18 protein-coding genes are annotated in these 18,685 nt (G+C 49.5%); 4 read left to right on the top strand and 14 right to left on the bottom strand.

Annotation, left to right across the window (positions count from 1 at the left end):
- Positions 1–655: 655 nt before the first annotated feature.
- From C7T94_RS07265 to hemA, 9 genes are all read right to left on the bottom strand, one after another.
- Positions 656–1,201: a CopD family protein gene (locus tag C7T94_RS07265; protein ID WP_107214586.1), complete on the bottom strand. Its 546-nt coding sequence runs from the start codon at positions 1,199–1,201 to the stop codon at positions 656–658.
- A 2-nt stretch (positions 1,202–1,203) separates the two neighbouring features.
- On the bottom strand, positions 1,204–2,229 hold the full coding sequence (hemE, locus tag C7T94_RS07260; RefSeq protein ID WP_107214585.1) for a uroporphyrinogen decarboxylase: 1,026 nt from the start codon (positions 2,227–2,229) through the stop codon (positions 1,204–1,206).
- Between the two features lie 6 nt (positions 2,230–2,235).
- Entirely contained in the window at positions 2,236–2,793 is a 558-nt protein-coding gene (locus tag C7T94_RS07255; RefSeq protein ID WP_107214584.1) for a hypothetical protein, read from the bottom strand.
- Entirely contained in the window at positions 2,793–3,497 is a 705-nt protein-coding gene (locus C7T94_RS07250; protein ID WP_107214583.1) for a response regulator transcription factor, read from the bottom strand. Before C7T94_RS07250 ends, C7T94_RS07255 begins: the two co-directional genes overlap by 1 nt.
- A gap of 7 nt (positions 3,498–3,504) precedes the next feature.
- On the bottom strand, positions 3,505–4,371 hold the full coding sequence (locus tag C7T94_RS07245) for a sensor histidine kinase (RefSeq protein WP_107214730.1): 867 nt from the start codon (positions 4,369–4,371) through the stop codon (positions 3,505–3,507).
- 34 nt (positions 4,372–4,405) lie between these two features.
- Positions 4,406–5,779: a glutamate-1-semialdehyde 2,1-aminomutase gene (hemL, locus tag C7T94_RS07240; RefSeq protein ID WP_107214582.1), complete on the bottom strand. Its 1,374-nt coding sequence runs from the start codon at positions 5,777–5,779 to the stop codon at positions 4,406–4,408.
- A gap of 31 nt (positions 5,780–5,810) precedes the next feature.
- Complete coding sequence (hemB, locus tag C7T94_RS07235) at positions 5,811–6,779, bottom strand: porphobilinogen synthase (RefSeq protein WP_107214581.1); 969 nt, start codon at positions 6,777–6,779, stop codon at positions 5,811–5,813.
- Positions 6,780–6,888: 109 nt separating this feature from the next.
- On the bottom strand, positions 6,889–8,469 hold the full coding sequence (hemC, locus tag C7T94_RS07230; protein ID WP_107214729.1) for a hydroxymethylbilane synthase: 1,581 nt from the start codon (positions 8,467–8,469) through the stop codon (positions 6,889–6,891).
- A gap of 112 nt (positions 8,470–8,581) precedes the next feature.
- On the bottom strand, positions 8,582–9,808 hold the full coding sequence (gene hemA / locus C7T94_RS07225) for a glutamyl-tRNA reductase (RefSeq protein ID WP_107214728.1): 1,227 nt from the start codon (positions 9,806–9,808) through the stop codon (positions 8,582–8,584).
- 397 nt (positions 9,809–10,205) lie between these two features.
- Here hemA and C7T94_RS07220 point away from each other — a divergent pair, with 397 nt between their 5' ends.
- Complete coding sequence (locus C7T94_RS07220) at positions 10,206–11,033, top strand: alpha/beta hydrolase family protein (RefSeq protein ID WP_107214580.1); 828 nt, start codon at positions 10,206–10,208, stop codon at positions 11,031–11,033.
- Here the strand turns inward: C7T94_RS07220 and ispG are convergent.
- From ispG to C7T94_RS07195, 5 genes are all read right to left on the bottom strand, one after another.
- Positions 11,030–12,991 carry a (E)-4-hydroxy-3-methylbut-2-enyl-diphosphate synthase gene (gene ispG / locus C7T94_RS07215; RefSeq protein ID WP_107214579.1) on the bottom strand — a complete coding sequence of 654 codons (1,962 nt, stop codon included), beginning with the start codon at positions 12,989–12,991 and terminating at the stop codon, positions 11,030–11,032. The genes C7T94_RS07220 and ispG overlap by 4 nt on opposite strands.
- Before the next feature lie 80 nt (positions 12,992–13,071).
- On the bottom strand, positions 13,072–13,677 hold the full coding sequence (locus tag C7T94_RS07210; protein WP_107214578.1) for an RDD family protein: 606 nt from the start codon (positions 13,675–13,677) through the stop codon (positions 13,072–13,074).
- 10 nt (positions 13,678–13,687) lie between these two features.
- Positions 13,688–14,629 (bottom strand): LiaF transmembrane domain-containing protein, encoded by a 942-nt coding sequence (locus C7T94_RS07205; protein ID WP_107214577.1) that lies wholly within the window; start codon positions 14,627–14,629, stop codon positions 13,688–13,690.
- 32 nt (positions 14,630–14,661) lie between these two features.
- A complete protein-coding gene (locus C7T94_RS07200; protein ID WP_107214576.1) occupies positions 14,662–15,372 on the bottom strand; it encodes a PspC domain-containing protein in 711 nt (236 codons plus the stop codon).
- A gap of 2 nt (positions 15,373–15,374) precedes the next feature.
- Positions 15,375–16,094: an SDR family oxidoreductase gene (locus C7T94_RS07195; protein ID WP_107214727.1), complete on the bottom strand. Its 720-nt coding sequence runs from the start codon at positions 16,092–16,094 to the stop codon at positions 15,375–15,377.
- Between the two features lie 140 nt (positions 16,095–16,234).
- Between C7T94_RS07195 and C7T94_RS07190 the strand changes: the two genes are divergently transcribed.
- The 3 genes from C7T94_RS07190 to C7T94_RS07180 all read left to right on the top strand — a co-directional run bounded on the left by C7T94_RS07190 (position 16,235) and on the right by C7T94_RS07180 (position 18,678).
- A complete protein-coding gene (locus tag C7T94_RS07190; protein ID WP_107214575.1) occupies positions 16,235–16,969 on the top strand; it encodes an MlaE family ABC transporter permease in 735 nt (244 codons plus the stop codon).
- On the top strand, positions 16,966–17,718 hold the full coding sequence (locus tag C7T94_RS07185) for an ABC transporter ATP-binding protein (RefSeq protein ID WP_107214574.1): 753 nt from the start codon (positions 16,966–16,968) through the stop codon (positions 17,716–17,718). Before C7T94_RS07190 ends, C7T94_RS07185 begins: the two co-directional genes overlap by 4 nt.
- 78 nt (positions 17,719–17,796) lie before the next feature.
- Positions 17,797–18,678, top strand: coding sequence for a class I SAM-dependent methyltransferase (locus tag C7T94_RS07180; RefSeq protein ID WP_107214573.1), 882 nt, complete (start codon positions 17,797–17,799; stop codon positions 18,676–18,678).
- Positions 18,679–18,685 lie beyond the last annotated feature (7 nt).

The raw sequence follows: 18,685 nt of genomic DNA, 5'->3' as shown, positions 1-18,685 counted from the left end.
ATAAAGGGAAAGGTTGTCCAGTGAAAATCAATGCCCAGCACGATGTCAAAATGTTTGCTTACATGCTGAACCGCCGTGTTCTTCATGGCCGGTTTTTCAGCTTTGATCAGCTGAAGAGGGATGGTGGGGATGCTCATAAATTTTAAAACGGGTTGGCTGCGGAAAGGTGATGGCAATAGACATCTGGCCCGGAACAGTGCCTGAACAAAGGATGCGTTCGCTTCACAGCAAATAAATAGAGGCAGGGTGCTGCCAGGGGTGCAGATGTCATTTATTTTGTTTTATGCGCCATGCGCTGTTAAACCCCGGCGCTGTTCAGCGACCGGCAAAATGACCCCCTAAAAAATGCAGCGCTGAAACAGCGGCAGCAGTCACGAAAGCAGCAAAAAATCTGCCACGATCACAAAGACAACCTGAAAACGTTTGGTGCGCTGACTTATTGCTGTACGTGGAAAAATACAGCAGCCTGATAAGCGGGAAGGTTGGACGCTTGCAGGTTTGAAAGCACCCGGCCGCCGGTTATAGCCCTGATGGAAACGGCAGCCCCGAGGCACGAGGGCTAGAGTGAACAGCAGGACGAACGGCAAAAACAGCAGTACCGCTGCGCTTCAAAAAAGACAGGGATAACAACCCAGGAGAAGCTGCAACGACGGGTTCAGATTCCTTTGCGATTCCGGTAATTCTTGTAAATTTTAACGGCAGTCATGATGACCATCGAAAACAGCACAAGCCCAAGCAAGCCCCACACCCAGTCGACCGCGCTTTTTAATTTAACCGTAAACACGATGCCGACCAGCAGAATGGTTGCTACTTCGTTCCACAGGCGCAGCTTAAATGAACTGTATTTAAAAACTCCCTGACGAAGTTGCCTTAAGATATGCTGACATTTAAAATGATAGGCCAGCAGCAACAACACGAAACCGATCTTGACATGAAACCATGGAGTTTGAAGCAGGCCGGGGTTCAGGCAGATCATCGTAATGCCTGCCGCAACCGTAAGTACCATGGCTGGGGTAGTAATGATTGACCAGAGCCGTGCTTCTATTTTTGCATATTCTTTCTGCAGAATAAGCCGCTCCTGTTCCGGCCGGTCGTTGGCTTCGGTATGATAAATGAACAGCCGAACAATATAAAACAGCCCCGCCATCCAGCTAACGACGAAAATAATGTGAATGGCGAGGATGTAACTGTAAGCTCCCATAATTAGTAGCTGAATTCGCGAACTACCTCGATGGCATATTTTACGTGATCGAACGGAATGTCGGGCATGATGCCGTGGCCCAGGTTGAAGATAAACCCGTTTTCGCCGCGCATGCGTTCAAAAAGTTTGTGTATTTGTTGTTTAATAACCGGTTTGTCTGCATAGAGAATGTGCGGATCAAGGTTGCCCTGAACGGCGATTCCGGCAGGCAACGTTTTTTTAACGTTCAGCAGATCGGCATTCCAGTCTATAGAAATGACATCCGGTTTGGCCTCTGCCATCATTGGTGCAAATACCGAACTCCCTTTGCAGAATGAAATGACAGGGATGTCCTGGCGGTTCAGTCCGCCGATGATCTCCTTAATGTATCGGTGCGAAAACTCTTCATAATCATTCCATGACAAGGCCAGTGCCCAACTGTCGAAGATCTGCAAGGCATTTACACCCGCCGCAATTTGCAGATTCAGGTAATCGGTAGTCACCTTCGCGATCTTGGCCAACAGCCGATGTGCGAGCTCGGGCTGGTTGTGCAGCAGCAGTTTGGTAGTTTTAAAGTCTTTTGACGAGCCACCTTCTACCAGGTAACTCATGACCGTAAACGGCGCGCCGGCAAAGCCGATCAGCGGAATGTGCCCGCCAAGGCGTTGCTGAATGACTGCAATGGCATCGGCAACATACTGCAGCCGGTCTATGACATCGGTTTCCAGAAGGTCAACATCGGCTGCCGTGCGGACGGGATTGGCAAACCTGGGGCCTACCCCCTGGGTAAAACTGAGCTCACCGCCCATGGCTTCGCCGGTAACGAGAATATCTGAGAAGAGGATGGCCGCGTCAATGCCGAGCAGGTCGACGGGCAACATGGTCACATCTGCCGCAATCTCGGGCGTTTTACACATTTCCAGGAAAGAATATTTGTTTTTGATTTCCCAGTATTGTGGCATGAAGCGTCCGGCCTGCCGCATCATCCAGACGGGCGGGCGAGGTGTAGGCCGGGAAAAGGCAGCATCTAAAAATAAGGTGTTTTGCATGTATCGTTAATTGTCGGCTCCGGCAGGCCCGCCGGCCTTTGCGGCCGGAGGCAGTTTCTGCACCTGCCGCTCTATTTGTTCAATAATATCTTTTGCGCGTTCTGTAACGGCAAGTTCCCTGGCCCGGCTTACATAGGCCGTTGTGCGCTCCCTGTCTTTTCTGCGCAGTGCCAGGTTGGCAAGGTGGATCAAAACGAAAGCTTTGTCGTTTTTTCCACCTACCGGAAACCGGCTCGCAATCTGGAAATGCGTTTCTGCCGCTTCGAACCGCTCTTTTTTCAGGGCAATGTTACCCAGCATAAACTCGTAATAGCCACGGCGGTTCGGGGCCAGGCGGTCGGGGTTACCGGTTTCGGCCAGCAAAGCCGCAGCTTTGTCATGGTCGCCGTTCTTAAAGAATTTTGAGGCCTGCAGCACCGAACCCTGTTTAATGTGACTCCAGAACACGAAGCCCATAAAAAAGCCGGCCGCAGCGGCCAGTTCGTATTGTTTATAGAAAAGGCATACCGCTACACTCAGGCCAAAACCGGCCATCAGGGCATACCGCGCACGGGCGTTAAACATTAGGCGTTCTCAGTAAATTTATAGCCTACGCCGCGGATCGAATGAAAATAGATTGGGTTTTTCTGATCCGGTTCGAAGTATTTCCTGAAAGTAAGAATAAAATTGTCGATCGTGCGGGTGGAAGGATAAACATCGTAATTCCAGACCGTCTCCAGGATCTGCTCGCGCGAAACCGCTTCATTCTTACGTTCAATAAGCAATTTGAGCAGCATGGTTTCTTTCTTGGTAAGCGGGGTAATCGTACCGTCGTCATTTTTCAATTCAAAGGAATTGAAATAGATGGTTTTGTCACCGATACGGTAAGAGTTGAGTTCTTTCAGATCGTCTGGCTTAAGACTGCGTTTAACGAGGATACCCACCCTCAGGATCAGCTCTTCAAGATTGAAAGGTTTGACCAGGTAATCGTCGGCTCCCTTTTTCAAACCGAGAACACGGTCTTCCGACGTATTTTTCGCAGTCAGAAAAAGAATAGGAACTTCGGTATTTTCGAGGCGAATGGTCTCACATACCTGGAAACCATCCATTTCGGGCAGCATCACATCAAGGACGATCAGGTTAAAACGCTCCTCCTTGAACACTTTCAAGGCCGTTTTTCCGTCTTTAACCGCATGCACCTTATACCCTTCCAGTTCCAGGTTCAGTTTGATGGCATCCAACAGGTGATCCTCGTCTTCAACCAGTAAAATTCTTTGTTTTTGCGACATACGTTGATTAACTAAATGTTACTTCAAAAATGGCACCCTGAGGCGCATTATCTTTTACGATGATATCAGCATCGTGACTTTGAACCACTTCTTTTACAATAAACAAACCCAGCCCGGTTCCTTTTGTTTTCCGCACATTCTCGTTGCCCACGCGGTAAAACTTATCAAATATGAGCATTTTTTCATTATCAGGAATGCCCGGCCCCTTGTCGGCGACTTTAAGCACGGTGTGTCCGTCCTTACGCGTCAGCTCCACATACACTTCGGCACAGGGCCCCGAATATTTAACGGCGTTTTCAACCAGGTTGGTCACCACCGAAGACAGGGCGAACTTATCTGCAAATACCGGTATGCCACGTTCGATATGTGTTTTTATGATCTGCTCACAGCCGCAGGAATGGATTTGCAGACGGTCGGTAATGCGCAGCACCAGTTCAGAAAGATCAAACTCTTCTTTCGGATAAGAATACGAACGGTTCTCAATGCGGGTGGCCAGCAGCATATTTTCTACCATATCATCAAGGCGCTCGATATCTTTGAGCGAGTTGCCCAGCAGCTCGTTCTGTTTCTGTTTGTCAAGGTCCCGTTTAATAATGGTTTGCAGGGAGAGTTTAATGGCCGCCAGGGGCGATTTAAGCTCATGCGTAACAGAAAGCAGGAAATTCTGCTGCTGTTCGTGCATCTTATCTTCTTTCTTGATCGACTTGTGGATGAAGTACCCGCCCACACACAGCAAAAAAAGAAAAACCGCACCCTCTCCCATCAGCATGCTCATGCGGTCTGGTTTGAGCCGCACGATCACCAAACCCCACCAGAACATTTCCATCAATGCATAGGCGAGCAGCACGTAAAATATCAACAGCGATTTTTTCAACTCCGGTCCTTTTGTCTGTTCAAATGTATCAATTTTATTTGTTGCTGAAGACAACGTCAAGCGCCTCGAAGATAGCGCGTTTCGCCTTCTCAAGCTCGATCTTGCTGTGGGCGGCGCTAACGAAACCGACTTCATAACCCGAAGGGCCAAGATAAATGCCCCTGTTGAGCAGCTCCCGGTGCATGACCTTGAATTTTTCCATGCTGCCTGCATCAATTTCAGCCGATGTACGGATGTGTTCCTGATCGGTGAAGGCAAACCAGAAGATCGACCCTGCAGTAAACACTTTAAACCGGTAATTGCGCGCAGTGGCAAACCGCTGTATGCTGGCAACAAATTCCTGAGCCTTGGTATTCAGATCTTTATAAAAACCTGAGCGGGAAAGCTCGGTAATCTGGGCAATTCCTGCCGCCATGGCTACCGGGTTACCCGAAAGGGTGCCGGCCTGATAAACGCCGCCATCAGGCGAAATATGCCCCATGATCTCGGCCGAGGCGCCATACATCCCCACAGGAAGGCCGCCGCCAATAATTTTACCGTAGGTCAGGATATCGGGTTTAATGTCGTAGTGCGCCGCCGCGCCCTCCAGTCCGAGCCGGAAGCCGGTAATCACCTCATCCAGGATCAGCAATGCGCCATTGGCCGTACAGGCCTCACGGATGAATTTCATATATTCAGGCTCCTGTAGCAGCAGGCCATTGTTTGCCGGGATACCTTCTATAATGACAGCAGCCACCTGCTCCTTAAAACGGGCAAATGCCTCTTCAACCGCCTGCCGGTCATTGAGCGGGATCACGATCGTTTCCGCTGCAAAAGACTTTGGAACGCCCGCCGACGAGGTTTCGCCAAAGGTAACCAGGCCGGAACCGGCTTTAACGAGCAGGGAGTCTGAATGGCCGTGGTAACAGCCGTCGAATTTTATGATTTTATCGCGGCCCGTAAAACCCCGCGCCAGCCGGATGGCAGACATGACCGCCTCCGTACCGGAGCTGGTAAACCGGATCTTTTCTACATAACGGTTGTTTTTGAGTATCAGCTCGGCCAGTTCATTTTCGAGGGCGGTCGGAGCGCCAAAGCTCATGCCGTTTTGCATCACTTCGGTCACCTTTTCACGTACTTTGGGGTGATTGTGACCAAGGATCAGCGGCCCCCAGCTGCCGCAGAAATCAATAAACTGATTGCCATCAGCATCCCAAACAAAGCAGCCATCGCCTTTCTGAATGAATAACGGAGTGCCGTAAACAGATTTGAAAGCACGAACAGGCGAGTTTACACCTCCAGGGAAATATTTTTTCGCTTTTTCGTACAACTCGGCCGATTTTTCACGAGAAATGTCCGGCTTGCTGCCGGTTTGGACCGGTATATCTGATTCGTTTCCGGTAAACATCTTTTTCAATGAGTCTAACATGTAGTTGGATTTTGTTGCGGTCCTCCCGGAACTACAACCAGTTGTTATTCAAAATATCTTTTGTATGGTAAGTCGTGATGATGCCTGCACCGGCACGGGCAAAGGCAAACATAGTTTCCATGACCACTTTCTGTTCGTCGATCCAGCCGCGTTCTGCAGCGGCTTTTATCATGGAATACTCTCCAGAAACATTATAAACGGCCAGCGGAAGGGAGGAGACTTCTTTTAGCCTGGCCAGGATATCCAGGTACGCCAGGCCTGGTTTAACCATCAGCACGTCTGCACCCTGGGTTTCATCGAGCAGGGCTTCGCGCAGCGCTTCTTCAGGATTGCGAAAGTCCATCTGGTAAGCCTTGCGGTCGCCCTTATTTGGCGCACAGTCGGCCGCTTCCCTGAACGGACCATAATAAGCAGAAGCAAATTTGGTAGCGTGCGACATGATGGCGGTATTGACGTATCCGCCGGCATCGAGCGTATTCCTGATCGCTTCAACCCGGCCATCCATCATGTCTGAAGGCGCCAGCATGTCTGCCCCGGCTTCTGCATGGACCCTGGCCATTTTCGAGACGAGCTCAACGCTCAGGTCGTTGTCTACATAATCATTGTGAAGAATGCCGCAATGCCCGTGCGTGGTATAAGAACAGACACAGACGTCGGTAATGATGTACAGGTCATCGCCAAATTGTTTTTTCAGCAGCCTGACGGCTTCAGGAACCAGCGATTCCGGATTGTAGGCTGAACGCGCGTCATCGCTTTTCTCATCACCCACCCCGAACAGCATAATTTTATTCAAGCCTGTTTGCAGACCTTTCTCAACGTCGGCCATCAGCGTATCGGCAGAGAAATGGCTTACCCCCGGCATGGCATCAATGTTACGCACAATGTTTTCGCCCGGAACGACAAAATAAGGATAAACGAACATCTCTTTCGATAACCTCGTTTCTGCAACCATTTCCCGAACAAGCGGGTTTTTTCTTAATCTGCGCGGCCGGTGTAGCATAAATCTGTTTTGTTGTTTTAGCTGCAAATATCCGTATCCCTGTATTTAAAACACAGGTTTTGCATCACAGCCATGTAAACCTTTAATCATGGCACATTCAAAAAGCGGTCTACCTGACCTCAAGTGCAAAAACGGCTTCAGCCAGGCCAATCTCGTCTGGCGAATAGGGACGTGTATAGGTTACACCCATCTCCTCGAACTTGCGGCCGGTCGAACTGCCAATGGCAATCACCTGCTGGCCAGGCTCGAGCAGGTTGCCGGCAAAATAGGCATCGACGTTCGATGGACTGGTAAAGATCAGCACATCTGCAGAAGAACCGTCAATATTTTCTTCAGTTACTGTTTCATAGATCGGCAGGTCTACGATGCGGGTATCTGCGCCAAGCGCTTTCTGAACAGTCTGCAGAGAGTCTGCAGCGCGCGGAAACAAAACGGTCTGCCCCGGCACCAGGGCTGCAAAATCGGCTGCGACCTCAGTCACATCGCCGCTTTCACCAACAAAATCTGCGAAATGGCCAAATTGCCGAAGGGCGTCTTCAGATCCATGCCCTACCACGCCGAAACGGGTTTTTTTTGGCAGCTGCGGATTGAGTTTAAAAAAATATTCAACGCCGTTGCGGCTGCTGAAGAATATCCAGTCTATGTTTTTAAGATAAAAAGGATCAAGAATGTTCACGATCGGGAAGGTCCTGATCAGCGACCGCCCCTCGATCTCGATGCCGCTTTCTGCGAGTGCACGCCTGAAATAACTGTGCTCACCGATTTCACGCGAAATAAAAACCTTCGCAGGACGTTTTTTGTCGGCATTGTATGCGGCTACGATCCTTTCGGCGAGCCCTTCGCTGCTTCCGGCACGGAGAAACAGCCGTTTGGGAAAATCTTCGGCATCGTTTGCTTTGGCGGTCCATACCTCAAAATCGGCACCTTCCTTTTTGCAGTAGCAGCCAAGTGGCATGTGGCAGCCACCTTCGAACAGGTTCAGGACCTTACGTTCCACACCAACTTCTTCTGCCGTGCGCGCGTCGTTCAGGGGTTGCAAAGCCGCGAAGAGTTCGGTGTCACTTTCGCGGATCTGGATGCCGAGTGCACCCTGCGCAGGTGCAGAAATGAGTTCAGTCGTCTGAAGCTCTTCAACATGAAGATCGCTCAGGTCCAGACCAAGGCGCTTGACGCCTGCCTTAGCCAGCAGAATGGCATCGTAGTCTTCATTGCGCAGTTTGGCTATCCGCGTCGGTACATTCCCGCGCAGGTCTTCGATCTCCAGGTCGGGTCTCAGGCCGAGCAGCTGCGATTTGCGGCGGTTGGAAGAAGTGCCAACCATGGCCCCCTTTTTTAGCGATAACTTTTTGGAAACGTCTACACAGTCTTTCAGGATCAGCAGGTATTCGGTTGCCTCTTCGCGTTTAGGGATTGCGGCAATGGTAAGCCCCGGCGGATTAACCGTAGGAAGATCTTTAAGCGAATGGACCGCAATATCGATCGTACCCGCCATCAACTCGTCTTCAAGTTCTTTTGTGAAAAAACCCTTACCCTCCAGTTTATCAAGCCTGAGGTTAAGAATCTTGTCTCCCTGGGTCTTGATGATTTTGATTTCAGACTCCAGGCCAATGGCCGCAAGTTCTTTCATAATGTGATTGGCTTGCCATAAAGCAAGGTCACTTCCCCGGGTTCCGATGATTAGTTTCTTCACTACGATTAAAAATTTCTCAAATTTATGGGAATACAGCAAAAAAACAGAATTATTCTGCCTGCAAAAAGCCAAAACACAGCCTTTAATCCTGAAATTTGCGGTTTACTGATGATCAGGCGTTCTTTACCAGGATCTCTTTCGCCATAACCATCGGAACACTGATGTATTTTTTTTCCATATAACACATCACCTTCTCCAACAGCTCGCGCGATGAGTCATCAAGCCTGTTAATTTCGTCTGCAAAGACCCCGTTTATGGCGGTCTGTTTGATCTCTTTGATTTTTAGTGGCACCTGGCTCATGGCCAGTTCAATTTTGCGCTGTTTCAGTACCTTATCGAACTCTTCGGTGTTCTGCGCAATGATCTGCTCTGCATGCACCAGTTCGGTGTACCGTTCCTGTATGTTCTTGCGGGCAATCTCTTTTAACGATTCCACTTCGATGTAATGAATCGGGTAATCACGAACCACATCCGGAGCAGTATCGTTCGGGATAGCCAGGTCAACGATAACCTTTTTGCCCGTATCGCCATTCAACAACCTGCTGTATACTGCTTTGGTGAGTATTGGTTCAGTGGCACCGGTACAGGTAATGATCACATCAAAGCCTTCCGAATAATGCTCCAGTTCATCAAGCCTGAAAGCTTTCCCATTCAGCTCGGCAGCAAGCGTTTCTGCTTTTGATAGCGTGCGGTTGAAAATGGAGAAATTAGAAAACTTATGTTTATTCAGGTATTTGGCTATGTTCTGGTTGGTCTCTCCGGCACCGATGATCAGAATACGCGAATTGCCGCACATCTGTAGTTCACGCAATTTGCGATAGGCCAGGGAAACCACAGAAACCGGGTTTTTAGATATATTGGTATGGGTATAGACCTCTTTGGCGGTTTTGACAACGCGGTCCATGATCAGACGCATGTAGTCTCCTGTAAAACCGGCATCACGGCAGTTCTCGTAAGCCCTTCTTACCTGTGCCAGGATCTCTTTTTCGCCAACGATCAAACTTTCAAGCGAGCATGATGTTCTAAGTAAATGATTGAAGGCCTCTTCGTTCTCATAGAGGGTCAGGCTATCCAGGAAACGCTCCATAAATTCAGGAGCCAGGCCCATATCGAGCACCTGCATAAATTTAGCAATAAAGGCCTTATCAGTGCGTTCTTTTGTTAAAAACACGAATTCAACCCGGTTACAGGTACCGATATAAAAGATTTCGCTGATGTTGAGCTGAGACTGGATGTTTCTTAACCGACCTTCTAAGTTCTCATCGCAAATGACCAGTTTCCCGAGGGATTTCAAGTCGATGTGATGGTGCGTGAAAGCTATTACTTTTAAAAATTCCAAGGTGGCCTCGTCTTTACTGATAACGGGTACAAAAGTAATATTGCCAGTATATTCTCGTGTCATTGACCTGTAATTTGCCTTAATTTAGAAAGATTATAAATAATGAACACGAACCGAAGTATTCCCTGTAAACGATCTCCGGGCTGTTGTTCAGCAGGTGCATTCCGGTTACAGGTTGCAATTGCGCGCAGCCTTCAAAACCACTGCTATCTCCTGACTTTAACCCGCTCAGGCCCCTGCCTACATCAAGGTACGAACAATTGGCCTTCAAGGTTGCCTGGCCTGCCGCGCAGCTGAATGCGCTCTCCTTGTAAAGCTCTCTTACAACGCCTAACGACGCTCTCCGGTAACGCTCTCTGGTAACGCTCTTCTGAAGTAGAAACCTAAAATTCAATATATGATCGTACAACATGATTTTAGCCTGATAGGCGCAGACGGAAAATTGATAACCGGAGACCTCACCTTCGAAGAGAAAAATGTGCAGCAACCCATTGTCCTGTTCATACATGGATTTAAAGGTTTTAAGGACTGGGGTACCCACAACCAGGTAGCAAGGCAGTTTGCTGCGGGCGGCTACCGTTATGTTAAGTTCAATTTCTCACACAACGGCGTTACACCCGAAAACCAGGCAGAAGTCACCGACCTTGAGACATTTGCTTCAAATACGATCTCAAAAGAAATGTTCGACCTTAAAAAGGTGATCGACTTTATTCTTGAATCTTATTCGAAAGACAACAGCCTCTACCTGCTTGGCCATAGCCGCGGTGGTGGATTGGCTATACTGCAAGCCGCCACCGATACCCGCGTTAAAAAGCTCATTACACTGAGTGCAATAGATAATTTCAAAAGTCTCTGGACAAAGGAACAGGAAGCGATTTGGACGAAGACGGGCAGAATCCATGTAACCAATGCCCGGACCGGCGAGGATATGCCGGTCGATAAAACGCTGCTCGATGACCTGGACGAAAATCCGGAAGTATTTGATATCCCGGCGGCCGCCAGGAAAATCAACGTGCCGTGGTTAATTGTGCATGGCGATGATGATGTGAATGTTCCTTTCGCGGTGGCTCAGCGCCTGGCAGACGCACAGCCAAACAGCCGGCTATTGAAAATTGAAAAGGCAAACCACGTTTACGCCGCGACACATCCGCACACAAGCGATGCACTGCCGGCACAGCTGGTAAAAGTAGTTGAACGCAGCCTGGCCTTTCTGGCAACAGATTAGGAGACAGTACGGTCTACCCAGTTGCCATCTTCGCGGATCAGTTCGATCAGTTCGTCGAGTGCAAAGGCTGAACGCACATTCTTTTTAACAACTTCCTTGCCCCGGTATAGGGTTATTTTGTCCGGGCCGGTGCCGACATATCCATAGTCGGCATCGGCCATTTCGCCGGGGCCGTTTACGATGCAGCCCATAATGCCGATCTTGATGCCTTTAAGGTGATCAGTCTTGGCCCTGATCATTTGCGTGGTTTCCTGCAGGTCGAAAAGCGTGCGGCCACAGCTCGGGCATGAAATGTATTCGGTCTTGCTGATGCGTGTACGGGTAGCCTGCAATATGCCGAACGAGGTTGAATTGACTGCAGCGAGCGGGGCGCCGGGTGCGTCGATCCATATCCCGTCTCCAAATCCATCGGTCAGGAGCGCGCCCAGATCGGTAGCTGCATCCAGCATCAGGCTGTTGGCATCTGCGTCTGCATAACATCTCTTGACAATAACCGGAACCGGCAGTCCCTCGCGATTAAGCAATTCGAAAAAGCCGCGCTGGTCCTGCATGGCGCCGGCCGAAGTTTCCAGCACAAGCACCGTTCTATCGCCCAGCGGCGGAAGCTGTGCAGGCAACACCGACGAGGCATCTATGGCGATCAGGTTAAGCTGCTCATCCCGTTCGGTTGAACTTAAATATTCCTGCAGGGAAAAAAGCGGGTAACAATGTTCCCGCGCTTGCAGGTTTTTCCATGTCGGGTAATCGTAAACCTGCTTCAGGGCTCCCGGCAGGGAGAACGAAGGCAGTGATGAGCCAAGGTACACCAAATCGCAGGCCTGGTCGCCGAGGTTGTATTTGTCCAATACAGCACTGTACTGGTAACCGCAGCTGTTTAAGACAAATGGATCTTTCAGATTTTGCCTGGAAATATCGATCAGCACAACCGGGTGCTGCTGAGCACCAATGGCCGCAACCGCATTGGTTGCCCGGCGGCGGTACATATACGGATCATAACTGCGGCGTTCTGCTGAAATTTTTCCGGCATAAGGCGACGCACCTGCACGCATACGGCTGTAGCGTGCGGCCAGTTGCCGCGCAACGGGTGCCTCGAACTCCGGGTCTTCAGTCAGCGAGACCCGAATTGTATCGCCAAGTCCGTCTTCCAGCAACGTTCCGATACCGACGGCAGATTTAATGCGACCGTCTTCGCCATCGCCCGCCTCGGTGACGCCGAGGTGCAATGGATAGTTCATGCCCTCTTTGACCATACTCTCAACCAGCAGGCGGTAAGCCTGCACCATCACCTGGGTATTGCTTGCTTTCATGGAAATAACCAGGTTGTAATACTGCTGGTCTTCGCACATGCGTATAAACTCCATCGCCGATTCGACCATGCCGCGCGGTGTGTCGCCATAATGGCTCATGATCCGGTCAGACAGGGAGCCGTGGTTGGTACCGATCCGCATGGCCGTACCATACTCCTTGCAGATTTTTACCAGCGGAATGAATTTTTGATAGATCCGTTCCAATTCAGCCCGGTAGGCAGCAGGCGTATAATCTATGTTTTCAAATTTCTTTTTATCTGCATAATTGCCCGGGTTAACCCTTACTTTTTCAACGATCCGGGCGGCCATTTCAGCGGCATTGGGGGTAAAATGAATATCGGCCACAAGCGGAACAGTATAACCCCGCGCCCGCAACTCCCTTTTTATATTGGCCAGGTTCTCGGCTTCCTTTACACTGGGCGCCGTTATCCGGACAATCTCACAGCCCGATTTGACCATGCGGATAGTCTGCTCAACCGTGCCAAGCGTATCCATGGTATCGGTCGTTGTCATGGACTGGATTCGGATCGGATGGTGGCCGCCAATGCCAATCTCGCCTACCTGTACTTCGCGGGTCAGAAAACGGGAATAACCGCTCAGGTCATTACAATAAGCCCCGGCTAAGCCCTGTGTTGTTGCTGCTTGTTCCATTTGTTTACAAAGATACGGATTGAAATCGGAGAAGTTGAGCTGGCCAGGCACTGATTAATGCACCAAAACCCGTAAACGGATTAAAGAAGGCGGTCTTTTATAACTAGCGTCCTGGCAGCAATGTCATGCCAGCACTGGTTTTTACGGTTTAGAAAACTGTACAGGTAGCCAAAAAAAAGGGGAATAACAGACAGTACCTTGGCAAAATTCCTGCCCAGGGCCTGACCAAAACCGATCGGGCTGCCCTCAAGATCTGTTACCTTGATGCTGAGCAATTTTTTACCGATCGTTGCCTGCCTTGCAGAACCCTCGGCCCAGCTGCCATACACCAGTTTAGCCAGAAAGATGAGTGGCATAGGCGCCAGAAAAGCCATCAGGCGTTCATCTTTTCCGGTAATAAAAAGAAAGGAGAGCAGGATCAGCATGGTGTAGATTGCCAGGATCATAAAGTGGTCTATGGCAGTTGCAAGCAATCGCTGGTCAAAACCTGCAAAATACTGCGGGGCGGTTTTCAGATAAGAAAAACCAAGAAGCTCACGCAGTTCCTCGACTGCATGAGCTTCCTTAAAGTCGTCCATTCCCTGTTTTCGCACAAACGTACCAGGGGTAATAGACAACTGCTTCATCTCTTCCAGGCTATAGGGGCCTTTCGGTTTACCGTTGATGACGACAAGATAACCATTCATGTTTTTTGTCTCAATAGCGGTCCACTTCGAAATTGCTCAGACCTCCATCGAAGTTAATGAAAATCTTTGTGGCAGAGCCCGCATAATTGGGTGTTTCGTACATGCCGTTATCGAGTTTGGTAAAACCGGTAAAGTCTTTTGCAGACAAACCTGTTTTTGCCTTGATGCGGCAGCCTGCCGTTGCAGGAATTTTTATTTTCACATCGGCTACGCCAGATTTGACGGTTACATCGGTAATGGGTAAAAGGCTGCCCAGTTTAATATCGAGCGCTGCGGCACCGCCGTTGAAATTGAAGGCGCGTACTTTGTGGTTGCTCAGGTCAAAGTCGACCTCTCCTGCACCTACGTTGACGTTTATATCCCACTCGGGCTGCTGGTTCAGCCGCAGCTCAACGTCATTGCCGCCATCGTTCATGTTCCACTTGAGCTTTTTGTCCTGCATGTTCAGCGACACCTCCTGCACACTGTCGCCCAATTGCTTTTGCAGCGAAAAGTTCCCTGACCTGCGGTTAATGTCAGCAGTGACCAGCTGATCAGTAGATTCGTTCAGCTTATACGAAGTACCGCCACCCTTGATGTTGAGCACACTTTTCCGGAAAGATCCGGCTACGTACGGCTCAGAAAAATGCAGCTGGCTTTTTTTCCTGTCGCCAAGTTCAACCTCGATATCTTCTTTAAGATTATCTGCCCACCACCCGCGGGTGTGTGGTGGCTCCTGTCCTTTTACAAAGACAAAGCCAAGCACAATGACAACTACAACAAGCGAGATGATGCCTCCGGCCTTTGAATTTCCGCGGTTGAACAGCACATTTAATCCAGCGATAATCAGGAACACCGGCCAGAACCGCCATACATTGCGCCAGTAAAATTCAATGGCGCCAAAATTTTCGAGCAGGAGCACGCTGCCAATAAAAAGCAGCAGGATTCCCCAGATAAGTTTATCAGTTTTCATGTTTGAAAGCTTTTGTGATGCTCGCGCACCGTTTACAAGTTAGTTGAATGATCTGGTTTTTGCTGGTCGGCTGCGCCAGGCGCCTGGCCCTCAGTAAAATCAGTAGTTGCAGTGATTGAGGTGGTTGTGTCTGAACCAGGCGCCTGCGCGCTGAAGCCCCCGGGCGTTGCGGCTGTATCTTCCGGATTTGCAGCCTTCCATTTGTCCCATTCATTTTTTCGTCTCGACCTGGCAATGAAAATGACGCCGATGGCGATGAACACAAGCGGCCACAATTTTCTAAGCCTGAACCAGTAAGGTATGAAATCAAACTGGTCAAGCAGGAAGTAACAGCCCAGTACAAGCAGAAATAGCCCGCCGACGATTCTTCCGGTGTCGTTTTTCGGCGCAACCTTAAAGTCCGCTTCAGCTGAAAAGGTTTTGCTTGTCCAGTCTGGCTGGGCAGAGCCTGGGGTCGCTCCCGGATCGGCATTGACAGGCGGCGCGCCGAATGGGTTGTATTTCTGCTGCTCTTTAGCAAAATATTCGTTGAATCTTGTGAACCGTGCAACGGGATCGTTGTTGACCGGAATAACGACCCACATGACGATGTATACCAGCAGCCCGGTGCCGAACATAAAGATCCCTGCCAGTACAAACAACAGCCTGACAATGGTAATATCTACCTGCATGTAGTCGGCAAGGCCCGAGGCCACGCCTGCAATCATTTTATTGTGTTCGTTTCTATAAAGTCTGTTTTCCATGATTATTTCTCCTCTTTTTTTCCTGAATCTCCCTGAAACTGCAGTGGCCTGATCACAATCTCTTCAACATTCGCGCCGGGACTTAACCTGAGCACGCTGCTGATTGTTTGGGCAATATCTTCCGGCTGTACAAACTGCGCTTTTGGAAGCGTTGTTCCCTCCCACGAGGAAGTGTAAGTCGAGCCGGGCAAAACTGCCGTTACCTTTACATGATACGGGGCCAGTTCCTGCCGCAGTACATCATTAAGACTAAGCAAGGCTGCCTTTGTTACACTGTAACTTCCGGCATTTGGTTCGGGCCTTTTACTGGCTACCGAGCCAATGGTAAACAAGTGTCCCGAGCGCTGGTTCCGCATCATGTTGCCAAAGAACTTGGCCATATAATAGGCTGCTAAGAGGTTGATCTGCAATTGGGTCTCGAAACGCTCATCGGCCTCATCCAATAAACTTCCAGGAAAAAACACACCTACATTGTTAACGACGACATCTATCGTCTGAAACCGCTGCGCAACGGCATCGGCGAAGGCCTGAAGCTCCTTTTTGCTTGCTGCATCGGCAGCAAAAGTGTGCACCGTACGCCCGTATCTCTCCAGTTCCGTTTTTAGCTGACCGAGTTCTTCGGTGTTCCTTGCGCAAACGGCCAGGTCATATCCGTCGGCGGCCAGCTGCGCCGCAATCGCCCTCCCGACTCCGCGGGTTGCACCTGTAATAACTGCATTCATGGTTGCTTTCTGAATCATTAATGATCGTGCCGTAAAGATGCTTTAAACCGGCTGAATTTTAACAATATTTTAATGGCTCCAACAATTTTATCGTTTCTTTGTATTAGTATTGTACAAACACGGTTAATGTTTACTATTGAATGAATTTTACCAACTTCGGCAGGTACCTGCTTCTTCTGAGGGCTGTTTTCAGGAAACCCGAAAAGCTCAAAATATACATCAGGGAGATGGTCAAGCAGATGAACTACATCGGAGTTGGCTCGCTTGGACTGATATCCATAATCTCTACGTTTATCGGCGCAGTAATGACACTGCAAATCGCCTTTCAGCTGGTCAGCGACTTTATTCCTAAGACCATCATCGGCTCAGTTAACCGCGACTCGACGATCCTGGAGCTCAGCCCTACCATCAGTGCCATTGTACTTGCAGGAAAGATCGGATCAGCCATTTCATCTGAGATCGGAACCATGCGGGTTACAGAACAGATCGATGCGCTCGAAATTATGGGCATCAATGCACCTGGCTACCTCATTTTACCCAAAATCATTGCCGGGATTACGATGGTACCGCTGCTGGTAATTGTTTCTATGTTCCTGAGCATAACCGGCGGTTACATTGGCGGTACGCTTTCAGGCGCCGTTTCACCGGCCGAATACATTCAGGGCATTACCACAGACTTTAATCCTTATACGATCGTTGTGGCACTGGTCAAGGCTTTTGTTTTTGGTTTCGTCATTACATCGGTGCCGGCCTACGAAGGGTTCTATGTAAAGGGCGGTGCCGTAGAAGTTTCACAGGCCAGTACGCGGGCCGTCGTTGTAAGCTGTATCACCATTCTGGCTTGCGACTATATCGTTACACAATTGCTGCTATGATCGAGATCAGGGATATTAACAAGTCGTTTGACGAGAACCAGGTACTTAAAGGTATTTCGAGCAAGTTCGAGTCTGGTGTAACCAACCTCATTATCGGCGGTTCCGGCTCAGGTAAAACGACGCTGCTGAAATGCATGGTCGGGCTCCACCAGCCTGATTCGGGCTCGGTCCTGTATGACGATCGTGATTTTACCCCTATGGATTTTCAGGAACGGATCGAAATACGGAAAGAAATCGGCATGTTGTTCCAGGGATCAGCCTTGTTTGACAGCCTGACCGTCGAGGAGAACATCATGTTCCCCTTAAACATGTTTACGCAACAAACGCATGCTGAAAAGCTGGACCGCGTTAACTTTTGTCTGGAACGGGTAAATCTGGAAGGAAAAAATAAACTGTTCCCGGCCGAGCTTTCTGGCGGAATGAAAAAACGCGTGGGCATTGCCCGTGCCATTGCCATGAACCCAAAATACCTCTTCTGCGACGAACCGAATTCCGGGCTCGATCCCAAAACTTCGATTGTTATCGACGAGCTGATCAAGGAGATTACAGAAGAGTACAACACCACAACCATCGTCGTTACGCACGACATGAACTCGGTTATGGGCATCGGCGACTACATTCTTTTTCTCTATGAAGGCAAAAAGTTCTGGGAAGGATCAAATAAAGAGATTGCGCATACCGATATTCAGGAACTGAACGATTTTGTTTTCGCCAGCCGCTTCATGAAAGCTGCAAAAGCCAAATTCTAAACAGAGAGACCTGTAAGATCCCCGAAACCTCCATCTTTCGTCTCAACTTAGCCCAAGATTCGTATCTTCGTGCATTTTATGATTCAACTCTTAACACCACAGCATTGGAAAGACTACGAACTGCTTGATTGCGGCGATTTTGAAAAGCTCGAGCGATTCGGAAATGTGGTCATGATTCGTCCTGAGCCCCAGGCCGTCTGGAAAAAAGTGCTCAGCGAGCAGGAATGGAAGAAGGCAGCCAACATTACCTTTAAAGGCCGCTCGGCTACTTCCGGGGAATGGATCAAAAAGAACCCCTCGCTGCCTGATCGCTGGCACATCAGTTACAGCAATGGCGATGTGTCGATCAAAATGCGTCTTGCGCTGACCTCGTTCAAACATGTCGGCCTTTTTCCCGAACAGGCAGTAAACTGGGATTACATTTCTGCATCAATCAGGAAATTTAAAACACCGCAGCCAAAAGTACTGAACCTGTTTGCCTACACCGGGGGTGCCACTATGGTGGCCCGCGCAGCCGGGGCAGACACCACCCACGTTGATTCCATTCGCCAGGTTGTGACCTGGGCAAATGAAAACCAGGAACTTTCAGGGCTTAAAGACATCCGGTGGCTGGTAGAAGATGCCTTGAAGTTTGTGAAGCGGGAACTGAAACGAGGCAGGAAATATAACGGCATTATCCTTGACCCTCCGGCCTATGGTCACGGCCCGAATGGTGAAAAGTGGAAACTCGAAGACCACATTCAGGAGATGATGCAGGATGTGGTCCAGCTGCTCGATGAAAAAGAACATTTTCTGATCCTGAACACTTACTCGCTTGGTTTTTCATCGGTTATCGTGGAAAACCTGATCCGCACGTCGTTTCCCTCGGTCAGCAACCTGGAAACCGGCGAGCTGTTTTTGCAGGCGACCAGTGGAATCAAGCTTCCATTGGGGGTTTTCGGCAAATTCTGCAGTGTGTAAATGTTGA

This window comes from Pedobacter yulinensis (assembly GCF_003029735.1).
Taxonomy (GTDB): Bacteria; Bacteroidota; Bacteroidia; order Sphingobacteriales; family Sphingobacteriaceae; genus Pedobacter; species Pedobacter yulinensis.
This window is presented reverse-complemented; position numbering and strand designations above follow the sequence as displayed.